The following is a 2094-nucleotide window of genomic DNA, read 5'->3' as shown; positions in this document are numbered from 1 at the left end:
CCGGATGGCCCCGTCCTCGCGCGTGGCCTCGGCGAGCTCGGCCACATAGCGGAGCACGGCGGGCTCGACATGCACCGTCGCTGCGAGGTCGGCCATGTCGGCGACGGCACTGGTCGTGATGATCGCGGACAGACCGGCAGACGGGTTGCGGTCGGAGGCGCCGGCGAGGATGCTCTCGGTCACCGCGAGGTCGGGGTATCCGATCGAGGTCTTGATCAGGAAGCGGTCGAGCTGCGCCTCGGGCAGCTTGTAGGTTCCCGCCTGCTCGATGGGGTTCTGCGTGGCGATCACGAGGAACGGGCGCCCGGTCTCGTGGGTGACGCCGTCGACCGTGACGCGCGACTCCTCCATGACCTCGAGCAGCGCCGACTGGGTCTTCGGCGACGCGCGGTTGATCTCGTCGGCGAGCACGATCGACGCGAAGATCGGGCCCTTGTGGAACTCGAAGCGGTGCGACTGCTGGTCGTAGATCGTCACACCCGTCACGTCGGACGGCAGCAGGTCGGGGGTGAACTGGATGCGCGTGCTGGTGCCCTGCACGGTCGCGGCCAGCGCCTTGGCGAGGCTGGTCTTGCCCGTGCCCGGTGCGTCCTCGAGGAGCACATGGCCCTCGGCGAGCATCGAGGCCAGCACGAGACCGACGATCTCCTGCTTGCCCTGCACGGCCTTGTCGATGTTCTCGACGAGGCGCTGGAAGGTTCCCTGGAACCAGGCGGCCTGCTCGGGGGTCATTGTCATGAGTGTGTCGTTCCTTGTTGTTGTGAGGAGGTGTCGCGCGGCATCACTGCCAGACCCTGTGTTCGTATTCTTTGCCGTCCATCACGACCCACGCCTCGATCGTGCCCCGGCGCATGCCGAGGTAGCAGCCCAGCTGCTGATCGATGTTGCCGTTGCCGTCGGTCGTGACGGTCCGTCCGGCGAACGTGCCGCCGTAGGGAGGCGGGGCGTTGCTGGCGCACTGCACCCACATGCTGGAGTTCGCGGGGAACCCGCGGCCGGTGAGGTAGAAGTACGCGCACGTGCCGTCGTTGCAGTTCGGCTGGCCGTTCGCGTTTCCGGTAGACGTGACCCAGGCACGGGGATCAGGCTTCGGCCCTGATGTCTGCTCCGCGGAGCGGGTGATCTGCTGTCCGGCCTGGTCGGTGACCTCGACGTCGATCGTGCGGCGCTGGCTGTAGCCGTCGCCGACCGTCCGGCTGCCGCTGGCGCCGACGTTCTGCCACCCGCCGCCATCGATGCGGATGCGCACGGTCTTGATCGAACGGCCGTTCGCTGCGGGCCCCGCATCCCAGTTGAACGTGACGCTCGTGGGATTCTGCGATGCGGTGACCGCCGGTTGCTTCAGCGGACCGTAGGGGTTTCCCGTGATCTGGTTCGAGTCGGCGCTCGCATACGTCGAGCCCTCGACCGTCGCCACTGCCCGCACCCGCACGTTGTAGTTCGTGCCGTTCGTGAGGCTCCGCCCAAGACCCGGCCGAATGCCGTGACCGGCGTCCCGATCATCCCCGACCGCGGGATCTGGCGCCGCAAGAAGCCGAACGACGACGGGAGCACCCAGAAGTGACCTTCTACGACGAGATCGGCGGGCACGACACGTTCGCGAAGATCGTCTCGGTGTTCTATCGCGAGGTCGCACTCGACCCGGTGATGAAGCCGATGTACCCCGAAGAAGACCTGGGCCCCGCGGAGGATCGCCTGCGGATGTTCCTCGAGCAGTACTGGGGCGGTCCCACGACCTACGGCGAGACGCGCGGACACCCGCGGCTCCGTATGCGGCACATGCCCTTCCGCATCGACGCGGACGCGCGCGATCGTTGGCTTCGTCACATGCGAACAGCTGTGGACGAGGCGCAGTTGTCCCCCCTGCACGAAACCACGCTGTGGGACTACCTGGAGCGGGCCGCCTATGCCATGGTGAACTCACTCGAGCCTTCCGGGATCGGTGCCGGTCCGGGTGGTCGCCCGACGCTCGAGGCCCGATCACGTCAGGAATCAACGGAGAACTCATGACGACGACACCCCTGTCTGCAGACGTCCTTGTGATCGGATGGGGGTTGGCCGGCCTCGTCGCGGCGGCGGAGGCACTCGATGCCG

General features: G+C 67.3%; 3 protein-coding genes. 1 reads left to right on the top strand and 2 read right to left on the bottom strand.

The features are described from left to right. Both KZA10_RS13210 and KZA10_RS13205 read right to left on the bottom strand, forming a co-directional pair. The coding region (locus tag KZA10_RS13210) for a MoxR family ATPase (RefSeq protein WP_218683107.1) at positions 1–738 on the bottom strand (738 nt) is incomplete at its 3' end. A gap of 43 nt (positions 739–781) precedes the next feature. After that, a complete protein-coding gene (locus tag KZA10_RS13205) occupies positions 782–1426 on the bottom strand; it encodes a hypothetical protein (protein WP_218683106.1) in 645 nt (214 codons plus the stop codon). 134 nt (positions 1427–1560) lie between these two features. Between KZA10_RS13205 and KZA10_RS13200 the strand changes: the two genes are divergently transcribed. Next, the gene (locus tag KZA10_RS13200) at positions 1561–2010 is read left to right on the top strand and encodes a globin (RefSeq protein ID WP_017830670.1); all 450 of its coding nucleotides are present in this window, start codon (positions 1561–1563) and stop codon (positions 2008–2010) included. Positions 2011–2094 lie beyond the last annotated feature (84 nt).

Origin of the sequence: Microbacterium sp. BF1 (assembly GCF_019279095.1) — a bacterium.
Taxonomy (GTDB): Bacteria; Actinomycetota; Actinomycetes; order Actinomycetales; family Microbacteriaceae; genus Microbacterium; species Microbacterium maritypicum.
The sequence above is the reverse complement of the archived record's forward strand: the minus strand, read 5'-3'. Positions and strand labels throughout refer to the sequence as shown.